At 35.2% G+C, this 14,868-nt stretch carries 14 protein-coding genes and 1 riboswitch; of the genes, 11 read left to right on the plus strand and 3 right to left on the minus strand.

Going from position 1 to position 14,868, the window contains the following annotated elements:
- Positions 1–37 precede the first annotated feature (37 nt).
- The 5 genes from BK585_RS06740 to BK585_RS06760 all read left to right on the plus strand — a co-directional run bounded on the left by BK585_RS06740 (position 38) and on the right by BK585_RS06760 (position 7,354).
- Complete coding sequence (locus tag BK585_RS06740) at positions 38–5,122, plus strand: AAA family ATPase (RefSeq protein ID WP_170885498.1); 5,085 nt, start codon at positions 38–40, stop codon at positions 5,120–5,122.
- A gap of 72 nt (positions 5,123–5,194) precedes the next feature.
- Complete coding sequence (locus tag BK585_RS06745) at positions 5,195–5,536, plus strand: hypothetical protein (protein WP_078552715.1); 342 nt, start codon at positions 5,195–5,197, stop codon at positions 5,534–5,536.
- 322 nt (positions 5,537–5,858) lie between these two features.
- Positions 5,859–6,296: a MarR family winged helix-turn-helix transcriptional regulator gene (locus BK585_RS06750; protein WP_078552716.1), complete on the plus strand. Its 438-nt coding sequence runs from the start codon at positions 5,859–5,861 to the stop codon at positions 6,294–6,296.
- 447 nt (positions 6,297–6,743) lie between these two features.
- Positions 6,744–7,118, plus strand: a complete 375-nt coding sequence (locus BK585_RS06755; protein WP_078552717.1) for a hypothetical protein — start codon at positions 6,744–6,746, stop codon at positions 7,116–7,118.
- 17 nt (positions 7,119–7,135) lie between these two features.
- Positions 7,136–7,354, plus strand: a complete 219-nt coding sequence (locus tag BK585_RS06760; protein WP_078552718.1) for a helix-turn-helix domain-containing protein — start codon at positions 7,136–7,138, stop codon at positions 7,352–7,354.
- Positions 7,355–7,406: 52 nt separating this feature from the next.
- On the opposite strand, the gene BK585_RS06765 is transcribed toward BK585_RS06760, so the two are convergent.
- On the minus strand, positions 7,407–7,736 hold the full coding sequence (locus tag BK585_RS06765; RefSeq protein WP_078552719.1) for a helix-turn-helix domain-containing protein: 330 nt from the start codon (positions 7,734–7,736) through the stop codon (positions 7,407–7,409).
- A gap of 78 nt (positions 7,737–7,814) precedes the next feature.
- Positions 7,815–7,943 (minus strand): anti-repressor SinI family protein, encoded by a 129-nt coding sequence (locus tag BK585_RS06770; protein ID WP_139367508.1) that lies wholly within the window; start codon positions 7,941–7,943, stop codon positions 7,815–7,817.
- 569 nt (positions 7,944–8,512) lie between these two features.
- Here BK585_RS06770 and sigK point away from each other — a divergent pair.
- The 6 genes from sigK (at position 8,513) to BK585_RS06800 (ending at position 14,387) form a co-directional block, all read left to right on the plus strand.
- The gene (gene sigK / locus BK585_RS06775; RefSeq protein WP_078552721.1) at positions 8,513–9,220 is read left to right on the plus strand and encodes an RNA polymerase sporulation sigma factor SigK; all 708 of its coding nucleotides are present in this window, start codon (positions 8,513–8,515) and stop codon (positions 9,218–9,220) included.
- A gap of 133 nt (positions 9,221–9,353) precedes the next feature.
- The gene (locus BK585_RS06780) at positions 9,354–9,755 is read left to right on the plus strand and encodes a fluoride efflux transporter FluC (protein ID WP_078552722.1); all 402 of its coding nucleotides are present in this window, start codon (positions 9,354–9,356) and stop codon (positions 9,753–9,755) included.
- Positions 9,752–10,132 carry a fluoride efflux transporter CrcB gene (crcB, locus tag BK585_RS06785; RefSeq protein WP_078552723.1) on the plus strand — a complete coding sequence of 127 codons (381 nt, stop codon included), beginning with the start codon at positions 9,752–9,754 and terminating at the stop codon, positions 10,130–10,132. Before BK585_RS06780 ends, crcB begins: the two co-directional genes overlap by 4 nt.
- Positions 10,133–10,245: 113 nt before the next feature.
- A riboswitch (cobalamin riboswitch) is annotated at positions 10,246–10,425 on the plus strand.
- 160 nt (positions 10,426–10,585) lie between these two features.
- Positions 10,586–12,874, plus strand: a complete 2,289-nt coding sequence (locus tag BK585_RS06790) for a ribonucleoside-diphosphate reductase subunit alpha (RefSeq protein ID WP_078552724.1) — start codon at positions 10,586–10,588, stop codon at positions 12,872–12,874.
- A gap of 21 nt (positions 12,875–12,895) precedes the next feature.
- Positions 12,896–13,942 (plus strand): ribonucleotide-diphosphate reductase subunit beta, encoded by a 1,047-nt coding sequence (locus BK585_RS06795; RefSeq protein ID WP_078552725.1) that lies wholly within the window; start codon positions 12,896–12,898, stop codon positions 13,940–13,942.
- Positions 13,923–14,387: a flavodoxin domain-containing protein gene (locus BK585_RS06800; protein WP_078552726.1), complete on the plus strand. Its 465-nt coding sequence runs from the start codon at positions 13,923–13,925 to the stop codon at positions 14,385–14,387. The genes BK585_RS06795 and BK585_RS06800 overlap by 20 nt, the downstream gene beginning before the upstream one ends.
- 107 nt (positions 14,388–14,494) lie before the next feature.
- On the opposite strand, the gene pgaD is transcribed toward BK585_RS06800, so the two are convergent.
- On the minus strand, positions 14,495–14,860 hold the full coding sequence (pgaD, locus tag BK585_RS06805; RefSeq protein ID WP_078552727.1) for a poly-beta-1,6-N-acetyl-D-glucosamine biosynthesis protein PgaD: 366 nt from the start codon (positions 14,858–14,860) through the stop codon (positions 14,495–14,497).
- Between the last annotated feature and the right edge of the window lie 8 nt (positions 14,861–14,868).

The raw sequence follows: 14,868 nt of genomic DNA on the forward strand, positions 1-14,868 counted from the left end.
CACTATGAATGACGTTCAATCTGTGAGGAGAGGTTTTATGATAGCAGGATTTGAATTTCAAGAAAAAATAGTTGAAGGAAAAGATACTATCCTTTACCGGGCAAGGTCAATTGAATCGAATGAGACCGTAATCATTAAAACATCGTTATATGACCACCCCACGTTTGAGCAAATAGAATCTTTTAAACGAGAGGTCGATAGGGGATTAAGCCTTTCTGAAGAGTTTATTTTACCATTCACTTTATACCATGAACCGATTCCGAAAAAGAATGCATATCTCGTTAGTAAAGACTATCCAGTTATCACGCTTGAACAATATATCTCTCAATATCAACCTTCACTACAAGACTTTTATGACATCTCAATACGAATTGCAAAAGTGATTGGAAATATACATCAACATAGAATCGTTCACCATTTTATTAATCCATCATCAATCTTAATTACTCCAGACACAAAAGAAATTCGCTTGACTGATTTTTCTTTTTCTACGACTTTTTCTAACTCGCTTACAAGTTCACAAATTCAACGTCTAATTGAGCATGCTGCACCCTACCTGTCTCCGGAACAAACGGGAAGGATTGGAAGGATAGTTGATTATAGAACAGATTTTTATTCTCTTGGTGTCACGTTGTATTTACTTTTAACCTCATCTAAACCATTTCAAGGAAATGATTATCTAGAATGGATTCATGCTCATATCGGAAAATTACCTGTCGAGCCTCATACGATGACACCCTCAATACCAAAATCAGCATCTAACATTGTTATGAAGTTGTTGGCAAAAACTCCGGATGACAGATATCAGAGTGCCTTTGGATTTATAGAAGATATCAAAAAAGCAATGGAAGAAAGACAAGCATTTACATTAGGGGAAAAAGACCATGTAACAGACCTATCCTTTTCCAAAATAGAATTTGTCGGAAGAGAAGAAGAAAAAGCCCAGCTTGAACAAAGCTTGGAAAATGTAAAAAATGGAGAATTAGAAATTGTTTTAGTCTCAGGTGAAACAGGAGTAGGAAAGTCTACCTTAATTCATTCTTTTTTTCAAGGAAATGTAAAAAACGACTATTTGTTTTTATATGGAAAATTTGAAAGAACGGAAGAAAAACAGCCATATGGCCCATTGATTCAAGCGTTTACAACATTTATTCATACTATAGTTGCTCAAGGACCTGACGTCATCCAAGAATGGAAAGACCATTTTTCTTCGATTTTAGGAAATAATATTAATATCATTGCTGAGTTGTTACCAGATTTTCGTTTAATTGTTGGAAACACAGAGCCAGTATCCAATCTTCCTATCGTAGAATCTGAAAATCGATTTCGAATTGTGTTTCATGATTTCATTCAAAGTCTACGTCGAAATCATGAACCACTCGTTTTATTTCTTGATGACATTCAATGGGCAGATCAAGCAACGCTCCAATGGTTTAAAGAGGTCGTATCATTAACGATTCACTCTCATCTATTGGTTATTGGAACGTATCGCATTGAAAATAAAAACCAAAGTTCATTGAAAGAGCTATTGGCTGCTGTTGAACATTCAAACATAAGCAAAGACATTGTGGTTAAACCTTTTTCATTAGTAGAAATTGAAAACTGGTTAGGGAAGTTAATTAGTTTACCAGAGGAACAGTTGAAATTTATTGCAGCCGAATTGTCAAATAAAACATTAGGGAATCCACTGTTTCTTCATCGTTCTCTTCAATCAATTTATGACCAAAGAATTTTATTCTTTGACCATCATAAAGGATTATGGAATATGAGCCGAACCTTATTAGAGCAGTATAATGTATCAGACAATGTTGTTGACCTAATGATTCATAAACTATCAAGCTTTTCTGAAAGAGTAAGAGATATACTGCACATTGCCGCATGTATAGGGAATGTCTTTACACAAACTTTAATTGAAAGAGTAAGCTCTATTCCTTCAGAAGAAATCACGGAATATATTCGAATTGCTTTGAAAGAAGGACTTATTCAGGAAAGAGAGCATATTTCAATCTCTACCTCTATAACTGAAAATCGCTTTTATATGTTTATCCATGATGAAATTTGGAAAGCCGTTTACGCGCAAATCCCAGTTGAAGTAAAAATCAAAACTCATTGGAGAATTGGGAAAAGTAAGCTAAACACAAGTGAAAAATTCTCAAAGGATATTACCTATGACATAGTTCAACAACTAAATTTTGGTATGGATATGATAATCGATAAAAGAGAACGAAAAGTGATTGCTTATTATAATTTTAAGGTTGGGAAAAGAGCTAAAGATGCAATCGCCTATGATTCAGCCTTGTCATATTTTAATAAAGGCTTACAATGGCTAGGTTCAGATGGTTGGATTGAGCATAACTTAAGTTTTTCTCTAACGTACTCTGTTATTGAATGTCTCTATTTAATGGGGAAACCAGAAGAGGCTGAAAAGGAATTAGAAATCCTTAAAGACCATAGTTTAACTCTTGCAGAAAAGATTAACGTAATCCAACTAAAAATGAAAATCGTTCATCACTTGCGACATCCAGAAAAAATCATTGCAACTGCACATGAGGGACTGAAGCTACTGGGCTATTCTTTTCCGCAAAAAGCAAATAAATTTATTATCCTTAAAGAACTGCTAGCAGTTAAGTTGAAATTAAGAAATCAGCAACTTAGTGATACATATCGAAAAGAAAGTGATAATGAGAAAAGCGATTTATTGTTCTCCGTACTAGAAAGCCTAGGCGTATCACTCTATTTACATAATAGAGAATTATATGGGTTGCATATTCTTAAAATGGTACAACTTCATCTTAAGAGTCCAGGTTCTTCCTCGGCGGCCCTTACATTTATGGAATATTCTATTTTACTGATTGAAGGACTTGGGCAATTTAAAAAAGGGTATCAACTTGGAAATCAAGCATTGGCATTAGCTAATAAATATAATAACCATTACATTCAAGGGTTAGTTGAATTTATATTTGGAGGATTTATCAATCACTTGGAACACCCCATTGAGCAAAACATCGGGTACTTTCAACGTGCTTTTAAATTCAACCGGGAATCAGGGAATGTGATTGTTGCAGGAGGTTCACTAGTACAACTCACACTATCTCAAATGATGTGTGGTGTTCATGTGGACGAAATTCATCTTACCATAAAAGAACAAGTGAATAATGTAAAAGCACTTCGGTTAGAGGAGTTTACTCATTATTTCTATTTAATCGAGAAGATGATAGAGATACTAAGAAGTGAAACCAATTCTAGCAAGGAAAAAGCTCATTTAGAACAATCATATAAGCATTTTAATTCGCTTTATGACGGTTTCGGAAGTGTTGAGTTATATATGAAATGGGCCATGGTTTACTACTCATTTTATACAAATGATTTTAGCAAAGCTGTTAAAGAGGGGAAATACATTGAAACGTATTTAAGTAAACAAAATAATGTCTTTGGGTTCGCAGTGGCGGACTTTTGGTTGTATTATAGCATTTCGATTTGCTTGTCATGTTCAGTAGATGAACAGGAACAACGAAATAGTGTAAAAAAGATGATTAAAAAATTAAAGAAGTGGTCGTTGCAGTCTAAAGAAAATTACTTATTTCGTTATTTGTTTGCTCGTGGAGTGTGGGAATATTGGAACGGTGAGAGTGATAAAGCCATCACAACTCTCGACGAGGCATTAGACATCACAGGTGAGAAAAACTTATATCAATACAAAGCTTTTTTTACAACATTAATCGCTAAAATCTATAAAGAAAAACAAAAGCAAACCATTTCACAAGGCTATTATAGGGACGCCTACAACTTATTTAAGAAGTGTGGAGCGGTATCATTGGCGAATAGTGTCATTCAAGAAAACGCGCTTTTATTAGAACGACATGAGTACAAACCAGCATCTCCATCAATTGATGCGATTAGTTTAATTAAAGCATCGCACATACTTTCTAAGGAAATTGTCGTGGAATCCATTTTGACCAAGCTCATGGAAATTGTAACGGAAAATGCAGCTGCACAATATGGTCTTCTAATGTCAGAGAGACAAGATGAACTATTTGTTGAAATAGAAACAAGAGTAAAAGGAGTAACTCAAGAAATTAAAGTTATGGACTCGGTTCCAGCAACCAACACATCTATGTTACCTCTATCGGTGATTCATTATTGTTCAAAGATAAGAGAAGCTGTTATTTGTGAGAATTTGAGTGAAGATAGTCGTTTTCATTTTGATGAATATGTGGTCAAGCACAAGCCAAAGTCAGTTATATGTATACCTATCCTAAATAAAAGACGCTTAATGGGCATGCTTTATTTAGAAAATAATTTATCCACTTCTGCTTTTACAAATGAGCATGCGACCATACTTGATTTGTTAATATCACAGGCAGCCATCTCTATCGAAAATGCACGCTTATATACGAGTATGCAGGAGTTGAACGATAGGCTTGAAGAGAAAGTAAAGGAACGAACACGAAATATAGAACAGTTGCAACGAGAGACGTCTGAAGCGTTGGCTGAAAAGTCTGTACTAGAAGAACGTAACCGCATCGCTAGAGAAATCCACGATGTTGTTGGCCATACGTTAACAACGACTATTGTTCAAATGGAAGCAAGTAAACGTTTATTTTCTAAGGACCCGAAACTCGCTTTAGAAAAATTAGATGTTGGACAACAATTAATTCGAAAAGGATTAAATGATATTAGAAGTTCCGTGAAAATGTTAAAAGATACAGGCTCAACTTTTGATTTCTTTGTGGAACTAAATGAACTTGTCCAGCAAACGAGTTTGCATGCAGGCATTGTAATTCATAAACATATTTCTACATTACCGGCATTACCATTATTGATGAAAAAAGTGTTATATCACGCCTTTCAAGAAGGAGTAACGAACGCTATACGACATGGCAAGTGTAGTGAATTTACAATTGAGATTTCTCAAATTAATAATGAGATTATTTGCATCCTCTCAGACAATGGAATTGGTACAGATCAGCTTACGTTTGGATTTGGACTCCAGTCAATGTCAGAAAGAGTTGTTGAATTAAACGGTAGCTTACATGTTGAATCAACGGAGGGTGGCGGTCTTACTTTAGTTATACGTCTTCCATTATCAGAACAAGTTACAAAGGTGATAACACTATCTTAATTTGCGTTCATAAAATTATCATTCGTAAGCCATACTATAGAGAGCGAGGATAATTGTGGAAGAGGATAGGTGATGACCTTGAATAAAAAGGAAAGACTACTGCAAATTATTAACGATTTCCAAGAAAATGTTAATAATATTCCAGACACATTACAACAAACGTTATCTAATGCACAACAACAGTTAGAACAAATGTCTGATGATGAAGTGGAAATGAAGACAGATAACACGTTTTCTTCACCAGCTCATACTCACAGTCATCCAAAGGATGATCCTGAGTTCATGCTTTTTAACTCTTATGGTGAAATGGAACGATTAATCCGTCAACAGGGAAAAACACCTGAGGCCGAAGGGGTTTTGAAAGAACTACAATATTACTTTTCAATTGAAGAAAAGGATGGTTATTTCCCGTAATACATGTTAAAGGATGAAGGGTTAGGTCGAATCTAAACATGTAGTATGTGTAGGTGAAAAATAACTAGGAATTATAACAGTGGCGATTACGCACATTGCATCGAAGCAATGTGCGTAACCGTTGCTTTTTTTTAGCCTGCTACGAGTGGGTTTCTCGTAGCAGGCGGGCAACGTGGGGAGCCATTGCAACCATAATCAAAGGCATTAAAAAAGTTGGTTTGTACTTTTTCAGTGGCCTCCCTTTTTCCCAGCCTCTTTTTACCTTAATGCTAAACACTACATCTGTTTTCGTGTATAATAAGAAGAACAGAGGTGAGAAGAAATGGAAGATAATAAACAAATATCATTAAAATTACTGATTGTCTTAACAAGAGCATATGAATCTATTATTGCTCATATAGAAAAAGATATAAGAGGATATGGATTAAATCCAACAGAATTTGGAGTGCTTGAGCTACTTTTTCATAAGGGAGAACAACCCCTTCAAAAAATAGGGGAACAAATATTGATTACAAGTGGTAGTATTACGTATGTTGTTGATAAATTAGAGAAAAAAAGATTATTAAAAAGGGTTTCTTGTGATAAAGACAGACGAATTACTTACGCTCACGTAACCGAGGAAGGTAAGAAATTAATGGAAGATATCTTTCCTACACATTGGGACCGTATTGAAGAGATTACTGCGGGGATATCAGATACGGAAAAAGAAGAATTAATTGTGCTGTTAAAGAAATTAGGACTATATGCAAAACAATTATAAGAGAAGAAAATAAGCTGAGAGATAATCTTTCAAAAAATGGTTATTATATATAAATATCAGCTACACTAAACATATACAAAGTAGTTAATTAGTATTTATCGAAGAAAAGGTAGTAAATGACCTCTTCTATCTAAAGAACTGATGACTAACTTTGGTTCCAACTGTTCTCTCCACTTCCCCTTGAAGACTATCCTTTCCCCAGAGGATAGTCTTTTTTTGTGTATAAAAAGATATACTTTTAATTACAAATAACCCCCTAGTGAAAACAACATAATTGACTTATTTTATACATATCTATGAAAAAGAAGGATTTTTTTGTTCTTTATTAAGAAAAATTAAGATAAATTAGTTTACTATAAAGAACATATAGTTTATAATGTTCTTATTAGAGAACATTAATGGTATGTCTGTCTAGAACAAAAGCTATTGGTAGAAGGGAGGATGAAAATGGTAATTGAGTTTAAGCAACCGGTTCATGCACACATTTCTATACACCAGGTAAAGGGGAATCTCATTGATTCTAAACGAACGGTTATACATATCCGACATTTGTCCGCAACTTCAATAGAGTTTGAGAGTGAATTGAAATTTCCAGTATCTGAAGATGTTATTTATAGACTATCAACTACTCTTTATGAAGATCCACTAGATTTTTATGGTGAAATTCTAACCTCAGTAAAAATGGATGATAGAAAAGTATATTTCTATCAATTTAATTTACTTTTGAATCAGTCAACTATGGGTAATCAATCCTATCAAGTTTCAGATAAACAAAAATATTTAGGCGATGTAGAAGAAGGGTCAATGAAAAAAATTAATTAGGAAAAGGGGATTTATGCATGAATGGGGGGAACCTTAGAGAATTACGGAAAAAGAAAGGGATGTCTTTAAACGATCTTTCTGAGCATTCTGGAGTTTCAAAGTCCTATATCAGTTATATTGAAAGAGGAGTTCAAAACAACCCAAGCTTAACCGTTTTAGAAAAAATTTCTAAAGCGCTTGATATTGAATTGGTTCGTTTAATTGAGAAAATAAACGGTCCTGGAAAAAGTAGATAATGTTACAATAACCCCCTTCAACGCGGCTGAGGGGGGTCGTTATTTTTTAAGGCTATTCTTTAGTTTGCTTTGTACGCCATTTAGTAAATTCTAAGTATTCACGAAACTGCTCTTTGCTTACACCGGAATCCATAGCTTCTTTTACAATTTCAACCCAGGCAGAATCAAGTGATTGATTAGCTTCATTATCTCCATGTAATAATGTTTCAACAGAAACACCTAAAACAGATGATATTTTTTCAAGAAATTGTATAGAAGGATTAGATTGGATGTTTCTTTCTATAGAGCTAAGATATGACTTGGCTACACCAGCAGTTTCTGCTAATTCTGATAATGACAAGCCTTTTTCTTTGCGGTATTTTTTTACTTGTTCTCCAATCATAACATCTTATCCTCTCTTTGAGCGTATACTGTTGTAATTATAACAGTATAGATATGTTCTGTAAATAGAACCCAAGTATTAAGATTGCTTGATGGAATGAAGATTCAAATAATCTTTTACATCTTTGACTGATAAACCAAGTTGCTTTGCTTCTTTAATGAGAATAATCCATTCTTGGTCCAGAACCTCATATGTTTTAGTTGTCATTTCTACTTTCCTCCTATTACATTTCATATACTCTTATGGCTCATTGAGAAAATTGGCGTGCATTAGTACGAAGAATGATTTGAAGAGAGTGTATTGTTGACGGGCTTGTTATTATCTTTCTTCATTTTATACATAGTGGACTATTAGATTAAGTTACTGTAGTCATATTTTTAGTCACATAAATCGTGGCAAATTAGAATGTTTTAAAAGTCGTAACATCTAGGTTTTTCAGGAGTAATTACAACATGATGTTTTAATGTCGATAGTATATAGCAAATTCTTCTTTCGCTCGATTGTATCCGACATTTTTTTTGTAGGTACAAAGTTAATGGAATAGTTATAATGAACTATAGGGAAAATTTAGAAGTCATGGTTTTTAATACAAAGTAAAGAGCAATTAAACAAGATAGCAGTTGGATAAGGATAGAATTAGAGAAAAAAGAATTAAAGTAATTATATGGAAAATGGTATACGGATTTAAATGATTTTATATGTTTTTTTATGCTGTACAGACACGAGCAAGCCCATAGCGACATAGAGATAAGATAACAGTCTTTGGGGGTGAGGAAGTGTCTAGCATATTTGCAGCGATATCGTATTTTATAAAAGAAGTTTTTGTGTTTGTTTCATATGTAAAAAATAATGCGTTTCCACAACCATTAAAGAAAGAAGAAGAAAAAAAATACCTACTACTGATGGAACAAGGTGACGAGGAAGCCCGTAACCGATTAATTGAGCATAACTTACGATTAGTAGCTCATATTGTGAAAAAGTTTGAAAATACTCGTGAAGATACTGAAGATTTAATCTCAATTGGTACAATTGGGTTAATTAAAGCGATAGAGAGCTATTCCTATGGAAAAGGTACAAAGCTTGCGACTTACGCAGCTAGATGTATTGAAAATGAAATTCTTATGCACCTTCGTGCTCTAAAGAAGGTAAAAAAAGATGTCTCGTTACATGATCCAATCGGGACTGATAAAGAAGGTAATGAAATCACTTTAATCGATGTCCTCCAGGAGGAAACGGATGACATCGTTGATACGATTCAGCTTAAAATGGAGAAAAAACAAATTTATGACTATATCCATGTACTAGATGAGCGAGAAAAAGAAGTGATTGTAGGCAGGTTTGGCTTAGACTTGCAAAAGGAAAGAACGCAAAGAGAAATTGCAAAGGAACTAGATATTTCTAGAAGTTATGTATCTCGTATTGAAAAAAGAGCTTTAATGAAGCTGTTTCATGAATTTTATCGAAGAAACCAAAGTGGAACATAGAACAAGAGGCCGAGTAAAAGGTAAAAACTACCTTTTATTTGGCCCCTTTTTGCTTTGCGTGTAAACAATTTATTTTCCTGATACAATAATAATACGCTTAGGAGAGAGTTAGTGGCGAGGAGAAGGATTATTGATGCTAAAAAACATTGTCGCGATTGCGATTGGGGCAGCATTTGGAACGTTACTGAGATATTCACTAAATGTGTATACCTTATTTGTAGGGTACCCTATTGGGACAATTATTGAAAATGTGAGTGGAAGCTTATTGCTCGGTTTCCTTACAGGCTGGTTTTTATGCCGAAGCTCAAAGGAATGGATTAAAGTAGGGCTAGGTGTTGGATTTTGTGGGGGATTTACAACGATGTCTACACTAGCAGCTGATTTCGTATATATAACGAGTAGTGGTTTATTAGCTTCATTCCTTTATCTAACCATTTCGTTTTTGGGTGGAATCTTGTTTGGTCTTGTAGGACTTATGTGTGGAATGAAATTAGGAGAGAAAACACAAAAACCAAAAGAGGGAGAATTATCATGAGCATATTATTAATTACGGTTGGTGGAGCTCTTGGAGCAATTTCAAGATACCTGCTTGGCCTAGGTATCATGAGAAAGTTCCCACACCCACCTATTCCAATTGCTATGTTAACCGTTAATCTTCTTGGAGCATTTGGACTTGGAATTTTTTTCGGCGTAACAATAGGAAGAGTGCAACTTGGGGCTTATGAAGACCCGCTGTTTTTATTTTTTGGGATTGGTTTTTTTGGTGCGTTTACGACGTTTTCGACTTTTAGTATGGAAGCAGTGGACTTGCTTAGAAAAAAATTGTTTCAAAAAGCCATTGTGTATATTTGTCTTTCACTAGTAGGAAGTATATTTGCTTTATTACTTGGAATGTTTATTGCCACATTGTAACGAATTAAGTAGCAAAAAAAAATAAAAATATTGTCAAAAAATGCAGTTTGACTTATAATCAAACATATACAAGATTTTGAGTGTAATAGATTAATTTCATACTACATATAGTAATGTAACCGAAAATTTACGGTGCTTTTTTGCTTAAAAAGGGAATCTGGTGAGAATCCAGAGCTGTACCCGCAACTGTAAGTGTGACGAAATATGTAAACCACTGTCTTATTAAAAGACGGGAAGGACATAGAGTAGAGTGAAGCACGAGTCAGGAGACCTGCCGTATATTTAGAATGTTATCTTCTTCGGGAGTTGGGAAGATGCAACGTGGTAGAGTGGATGACTGTGTAGTCATGTTTCCATTCATTTATCATTGTTTGCACCCAACCATCCGGCTAGGATGGTTTTTTTGGTGCCATCCTTATGTGTAGCGCGGAATAAATATAAGGGGGAAACATAATGAGTCAACAAGTACAAGAACATGTACAAGCCGTAATAGAAACGATAAAAAAAGCAGCAACAACTTATCCAACCGATGTAACAAATTTACTAGAGAAACTAGCTAATTTAAATGTATCTGAAATAGAAGCGAATCAGCAGGCTCTTTTTTATTCTCTACATAACATAGCAATGGACCAACCTAACTGGACATTTGTTGCTGCTCAGTTGTATTTAAATGAATTGTATCAAAAGGCCGCAACAAACCGTGGCTATGATAGCGGATTAAAATATGGTGATTTTTACTCGCTGCTTTCCGTTCTATCGGAAATGGGTATTTATAATAAAGGATTAATAGAGTGTTATTCCAAAGAAGACATTGACGATCTAGGTAAAGAAATCGCTCCAGAACGTGATGAGCTTTTCACTTATATTGGTTTGTTTTTACTGGCTGATCGTTATCTTGCAAAAGATTACGAGAAGAACATTTATGAGCTTCCTCAGGAACGCTTCATGGTGATTGCGATGACTTTAATGCAAAAAGAAAAAAAGGAAAAACGTCTAGAGTTGGTAAAAAAAGCATACTGGGCTTTAAGTAATCTATATATGACGGTAGCTACGCCTACGCTTTCTAATGCAGGAAAAAGCTATGGTCAGCTTTCATCTTGTTTTATAGATACTGTAGATGATTCGCTAGATAGTATTTATTTAAATAATTGGGATATTGCAAGATTAAGTAAAGATGGCGGCGGAATTGGTATTTACTACGGAAAAGTTCGGGCCCTTGGATCTGATATTAAAAAGTTCAAAGGAAATTCATCCGGGATTGTTCCATGGATTCGGTTATTAAATGACACAGCTGTTAGTGTTGATCAACTTGGACAACGTCAAGGTGCCGTTGCTGTTTACTTGGATATTTTCCATAAAGATGTGATGAATGGATTTCTTGACTTAAAGACCAATAATGGAGATGAACGTAGAAAGGCTCATGATATTTTTACGGGGGTTACAATTCCAGACTTATTTATGCAAAAGCTTGAGGAAGTCGATGAGAGCGGTAGAAGTATCGGAGAATGGCATACATTTTGTCCGCACCAAGTGAAACAAATCATGGGTTGGAAAGACGAGAATGGAAACTTATTAGGTCTTGAAGATTATTATGACGAGACGGATAGAAAGTGGTTTACAGAAAAATATGAAGAGGCGGTAAACCATCCATTATTGCCTCGGAAATCCTACCGGGCGATGGATATTATGGCACGAATTATGGTGGCACAGCTAGAAACAGGAACTCCGTATATGTTTTACCGTGATGAGGTAAATCGTCAAAACCCTAATAAGCATGTAGTTGGGGTAGGGCGCACATCGATTTATTGTAGTAATTTATGTACAGAGATTGCTCAAAACATGTCTGCTACGACCATTACAAAAGAGTATGAAGATGAGGATGGGAACATTGTCATTGTTCGTAAGCCTGGCGATTTTGTTGTCTGCAACTTGTCATCAATTCATCTACCTAATGCTGTAAAAGCTAATGTGTTAGAAGATGTAATTCCTATACAAATGAGAATGCTTGATAATGTAATAGATTTAAATACAATTTCTGTCGGTCAAGCCCAAAAAACAAATCAAAAATACCGTGCAGTGGGACTAGGAACATTTGGGTGGCATCATCTACTCGCAGTGAAAGGAATCTACTGGGAGACTGACGAAGCAGTTTCTTATGCGGATGAATTATACGAAGAAATTGCATATCATACCATCCGGTCATCAATGGAATTAGCCAAAGAAAAAGGAGCATACAAACAATGTAAGGGCTCTGAGTGGGAAACGGGAGCTTACTTTAAACGAAAAGGCTACACTTCAAGACGTTGGTCTGAACTTCAGCAAGAAGTAACGAAACATGGAGTTCGCAATGGTTGGATGATGGCGGTTGCCCCTAATTCATCTACAGCTAAAATTGGTGGCTCAACTGATGGAATTGACCCCATTTATGCAATTGAATATGCAGAAGAAAAGAAAAATTTTAAATTTAAAGTAACAGCACCAGACATTACTCATCATACGTATCCATTTTATCGCCGTGTACGCCATGAGTTAGACCAAGTATGGAGTATTAAACAAAACAGTGCGCGTCAACGCCATGTTGACCAAGGGATTAGTTTTAATATATATGTTCGCCATGACATAAAAGCAAAAGAGCTCTTACATTTACATCTCCAAGCTTGGAAGCATGGTTTAAAGACAACCTATTATGTAAGAAGTACGTCACAAGCAGAGATCGCTGAGTGTGAAGCTTGTCATGCGTAAGGAAAAGAGGAGGAATAAAGGATGAATGTGACAGAACCGTTAACTAGAATTAATCTACTAAACTCAGATTTTCCCAATAAGTCGACTGGAATCATTAATGGTCAATCATCGGGGTTATTAAACTGGAATGATATTGCTTATCCACAAATGTATGATTTATATCAAACCCTGTTATCAAACTTTTGGAAGGCCCAAGAAATTAACATGCAGGATGATATAAAGCAATGGGATTTACTTTCTCCTAAAGAACAAGACGTGTTTTTGCGGATTAATACACAGCTCGCATCATTAGATAGTTTGCAAACGCCAACGATGACACAAGTTCTCGACTATGTGACTGATTCAAGCTTTAAAGCTATCTTTGCTGTTGTTGCTCAACAAGAAGCAGTCCATAATGAATCATATTCATATATTTTAAGCTCGCTGGTTCCATTACGAGAGCAAAATGAACGATTTGACCAGGCCAAAGAAGACCCAATTGTCCAAAAACGTAACCAACTCATCCTTGATGCATATGAACAGTTCCGGCAAAATCCTACGCCGCAACATTTATTTCAGTTAGCTGTCAATTCCATTAACTTAGAGGGAATTTACTTTTATGCAGGATTTGCTTTTTTCTATAATCTAGCAAGACAACAAAAAATGCTGAAAACAAGTACGATGATAAGCTATATTCAACGAGATGAAATGCAGCATGCCTATTTTATCTCCCAATTTTTAAGAATTCTTTTATCTGAAAATCCAAAACTACACACAAAGGAAAACGTTGACTATATTTATCAAACCATTGCACAAGCCGTAGAGCTAGAAAAGGAATGGGCTGCGTTTATATTAGATGGAATCGAAGGAATTGATTTAAATGAATTTGCTGGGTATGTTGAGTATTTAGCGAACAAAAGGTTTCGTCAATTAGGTCTTCCTAATTATTATGAAGATAGAGACAATCCGATGCCTTGGATCCAAGTTTTTAGTGATGAAATGATTAACGAAACGAAGTCAGATTTCTTTGAACAAAAATCAAGAACCTATACAAAGGTGTCTCAATCTAATGGGTTTGATGAACTATAAGATAGCGATAGTGTATACTTCTGTTACTGGAAATACAGAGGAAGTAACTAAGCACCTCTATTCTCTATTTTTACGGAAAGGGATTACCGTTGATTGCTACACAATATTGAGCTTTCCACTAGAACGGCTTCAGCACTATGATGCACTGGTTATCGGAACGTATACATGGGGAAACGGGAACATACCTAAGGAGATGCTTCCGCTATATCGAGCAATAGAAACTAATAATAGCAAAGGTTTAGTTACGGGAGTCTATGGAACAGGGGACCGGTTCTATCCGCATTTTTGTGGGGCGGTTGATGAGTTTCGAGATATGTTGTTTGTTCAGACAACATTGGCAGTCACAATAAGAATAGAACTAGCTCCACAGCAAAAAGATTTCACACGATTACAGGCGTTTACAGATACGCTACTAAAAAGAGTAATGACACAAAAAACAGCCTAGTAAAAGGAAGGCACTGAAAAGGTACAAAATAACTTTTCAGTGCCTTCAACAAAAGGCTGTTTTTTGCTTCATAAGATAATTAGTAGTGATGGTAACCAATCCTAATGTTATCGTTCAATATAACGTTCTTCTTGTATTTTCGTAACCTCTTCTTCAGTTAATTCAAAGTATGTGGCTACCTCTTCAAGTTGTGTATCTGCAGGGAACGCTCTTCTATTTAAAGGCCCGTATCGTAATTTATTGTAGGTCCCCCAACTAATCAGCATAATGAACATCATTAAGAAGACGAAACCAGTAAAAATAATGATAGAGTTGGAATTCGAAATAGCAATTACATAAAATTGATAATTGAACTCAGGCTTTACATAAGTTAGTAGCGTATAAATAAAGAAGAGTAAAAATAGCCAACCAAGTCCTGTACAAATTGATTCCACTATTTTTCGTACTCTTGTTTTTTTGATTGAAATAATCATACTCTACC

Source organism: Bacillus alkalicellulosilyticus (genome assembly GCF_002019795.1).
In the GTDB taxonomy this organism is placed as follows: domain Bacteria; phylum Bacillota; class Bacilli; order Bacillales; family Bacillaceae_F; genus Bacillus_AO; species Bacillus_AO alkalicellulosilyticum.

Excerpts from the sequence above, each read along its gene's own strand:
- BK585_RS06770 (WP_139367508.1), bottom strand. The coding sequence starts at position 7,943 with ATGACAACTAAAACATATGAGGTTCTGGACCAAGAATGGATTATTCTC.
- crcB (WP_078552723.1), top strand. The coding sequence starts at position 9,752 with ATGAGCATATTATTAATTACGGTTGGTGGAGCTCTTGGAGCAATTTCA.
- BK585_RS06740 (WP_170885498.1), top strand. The coding sequence starts at position 38 with ATGATAGCAGGATTTGAATTTCAAGAAAAAATAGTTGAAGGAAAAGAT.
- pgaD (WP_078552727.1), bottom strand. The coding sequence starts at position 14,860 with ATGATTATTTCAATCAAAAAAACAAGAGTACGAAAAATAGTGGAATCA.
- BK585_RS06760 (WP_078552718.1), top strand. The coding sequence starts at position 7,136 with ATGAATGGGGGGAACCTTAGAGAATTACGGAAAAAGAAAGGGATGTCT.
- BK585_RS06780 (WP_078552722.1), top strand. The coding sequence starts at position 9,354 with ATGCTAAAAAACATTGTCGCGATTGCGATTGGGGCAGCATTTGGAACG.
- BK585_RS06800 (WP_078552726.1), top strand. The coding sequence starts at position 13,923 with ATGGGTTTGATGAACTATAAGATAGCGATAGTGTATACTTCTGTTACT.
- BK585_RS06790 (WP_078552724.1), top strand. The coding sequence starts at position 10,586 with ATGAGTCAACAAGTACAAGAACATGTACAAGCCGTAATAGAAACGATA.
- BK585_RS06750 (WP_078552716.1), top strand. The coding sequence starts at position 5,859 with ATGGAAGATAATAAACAAATATCATTAAAATTACTGATTGTCTTAACA.
- BK585_RS06755 (WP_078552717.1), top strand. The coding sequence starts at position 6,744 with ATGGTAATTGAGTTTAAGCAACCGGTTCATGCACACATTTCTATACAC.
- BK585_RS06765 (WP_078552719.1), bottom strand. The coding sequence starts at position 7,736 with ATGATTGGAGAACAAGTAAAAAAATACCGCAAAGAAAAAGGCTTGTCA.
- BK585_RS06745 (WP_078552715.1), top strand. The coding sequence starts at position 5,195 with ATGACCTTGAATAAAAAGGAAAGACTACTGCAAATTATTAACGATTTC.
- BK585_RS06795 (WP_078552725.1), top strand. The coding sequence starts at position 12,896 with ATGAATGTGACAGAACCGTTAACTAGAATTAATCTACTAAACTCAGAT.